This is a genomic window from Rhizobium ecuadorense (genome assembly GCF_001187535.1).
Lineage (GTDB): Bacteria > Pseudomonadota > Alphaproteobacteria > Rhizobiales > Rhizobiaceae > Rhizobium > Rhizobium ecuadorense.
The window spans coordinates 1-832 of record NZ_LFIO01000455.1 but is presented as its reverse complement, the minus strand read 5'-3'; the positions used below and the strand labels follow the sequence as shown (position 1 = coordinate 832).

Below are 832 nucleotides of genomic sequence, written 5' to 3'. Positions count from 1 at the left end.
ACCCCTCTCCGGCGGCCAGCGCCAGCGCGTCGCCATGGGCCGCGCCATCGTGCGCGATCCTAAAGTGTTTCTCTTCGACGAGCCGCTTTCCAATCTCGACGCCAAACTGCGGGTCGCCATGCGCGCCGAGATCAAGGAATTGCACCAGCGGCTGAAGATCACCACCGTCTATGTCACCCACGACCAGACCGAGGCGATGACCATGGCCGATCGGATCGTCGTGATGCGTGACGGCATCGTTGAGCAGATCGGAACGCCTTTGGAGATCTACGACCGACCGGCGACGACCTTCGTCGCCGGTTTCATCGGCATGCCGGCAATGAACCTGCTCAAGGGCCGCATCCAGGCCGATGCGCCTTCGATCTTCCGCACCGACAGCGGCGTCGCCATGCCGCTATCGCTACGCCCCGGCACGGCCGATCCCGGCGAGGAACTCATCTACGGCATCAGGCCGGAACAATTCGCAATCGCCGAGGAGGGGACACCGGCGAAGATCGTCGTCGTCGAACCGACCGGGGCGGAGACACAGGTCGTCGCCCGGATCGGCGAGGAAAACGTCAATATGCTGTTTCGCGAGCGCATCGCGATAAACCCCGGCGACACGATCCGCTTCACCTTGCGAGCGGCCGGCGAACATCTGTTTTCGGCCGCGACGGGCAGACGCCTTCCTGAAACGAATGTCTGAGACCTTCGTTTCCTGAATTTGTTGATATTTTGACGATCGTGTAAAGCCGCCCCGAATGATCAGAAGCCGATCGATTGGTTGCCGAAATGCGGGAGATCGCCGATTTCCTCGGAAAGGAGGATCGGGCGGCGATGACTTTTCGAGGGA

General features: G+C 61.4%; 1 protein-coding gene. It reads left to right on the top strand.

What is annotated here, in order from left to right; all coding sequences use genetic code 11:
* A partial coding sequence (locus tag AF337_RS11135) for an ABC transporter ATP-binding protein (RefSeq protein ID WP_152970982.1) occupies window positions 1–685 on the top strand: 685 nt, incomplete at its 5' end.
* Between the last annotated feature and the right edge of the window lie 147 nt (window positions 686–832).